This window comes from Polynucleobacter sp. UK-Gri1-W3 (assembly GCF_018881595.1).
Classification (GTDB): Bacteria; Pseudomonadota; Gammaproteobacteria; order Burkholderiales; family Burkholderiaceae; genus Polynucleobacter.
The window spans coordinates 1-1,393 of the sequence record NZ_JACVQA010000013.1; the positions used below are offsets into that span (position 1 = coordinate 1).

Genomic DNA, 1,393 nt, shown 5'->3' on the forward strand with positions numbered 1-1,393 from the left:
AAAACCACCTGCGTGAACTGACCCCCAAAAGTTGGACAGTTTAGTCAGGTTACCAGAAGGGATTGAGTTCGGTATTGCACCGGACTTAATCCCTTTAGTTTTTGTTTGATTCGATCATGGTTGTAGTAGTGGATATATTCATGTAGCCCCTGCTTAAATGATTCGATCGTCTCAAACTTCTCTTGGTAGAAGAACTCGCTTTTCATGATCCCAAACCAGTTTTCCATGACGGCATTATCTAAGCAATTGCCTTTTCTGGACATGCCTTGGGTAAGGCCTTGTTCTTTTAAAGCCTCCTGATAAAACCCCATCTGATATTGCCAGCCCTGGTCTGAGTGCAACATAGGTTTGTCTTTTGGTCCCAGTTGTTTAAATGCGCTTTGGAGCATCTGCATCACCATGCTGATCTGAGGACGATCTGTGATCGTATAAGAGATGATCTCTTGGTTATACAGATCTAAGATTGGTGAGAGGTAGACCTTCTCACCCTTTATATTGAACTCCGTGACATCAGTGACCCACTTCTGATTAGGCCTACTTGCTCCAAAGTTACGCTCTAGTAAATTGGGGGCCACCTTACCAAGGGCTCCCCTGTAAGACTGATAGCGTTTAGGTCTGACAGTCGACTTGATCCCCAGCTGAGCCATCAGTTTTTGTACGGTCTTGTGATTAAGGTAATGGCTCTGGGAGCTAAGCGCTGTCTGCACCCGGCGATAGCCATAGCGACCTTGGTGGGCATGGAAGATGGTCTTGATCTGCATCTTGGTGTCGAGATAAGGATCTGGTTTAAAGCTGGCATTAACCCAGTAGTAATACACACTCCTAGGTATTCCAACTACTGTCAAGATCACTTGTAGTGGATAACTCCGCCTTAACCCCGTAATCACTTGGACTTGTTCTTGCTTGCCAAGTGCTTTTGCTGGGCTAAGGCCTCTAACTTTTTTAGATAAGCGTTCTCCACTTCTAAATACTGCGCTTTGCGCAGTAACTCGTCATGTGTCAGCTCAGAAGATGGCCGAGCTAGTAGCGCTGCAATCTCACTTTGTTTTGGCATGGGCGGTCGTCCCTTGGGTTTGGATTGCAAGGCTGCAATACCACCTTCATTGTAGAGTTTTTGCCACATCCAAACCGTGCTTGGAGAAGGGATATTGAAGTGGGCAGCTGCGTAATGAAGGGAGACTTGGTACAAGTCGATGTATTGCAGGACTTGCATTTTGAACGACGCAGTATGGCGCACAGGCTTTGGGTTAAGCCCAGCAATGCCATGGAGCCGATGGGCTAAAACCCAATTACGGACCTGAGCATGACTAATCTTAAATAGATGGGCAACCCGCTTGAGGCCACCAGACTTTAAAAACTCCTTAACTACCTTTAGTTTGAACTGCTTACTGTA

The 1,393-nt window shown here is 46.2% G+C and carries 1 protein-coding gene; it reads right to left on the reverse strand.

Annotated elements, in window-relative coordinates; genetic code table 11:
• Positions 1 to 44 precede the first annotated feature (44 nt).
• Positions 45 to 1,393, reverse strand: a protein-coding gene (locus tag ICN36_RS11310) for an IS3 family transposase (protein ID WP_216228460.1) whose coding sequence is annotated in 2 segments (ribosomal slippage) — positions 45 to 937 and positions 937 to 1,393 — 1,350 coding nt annotated over the 2 segments. Because the reading frame shifts where the segments join, the coding sequence is not laid out codon by codon here. This gene is flagged as partial in the annotation.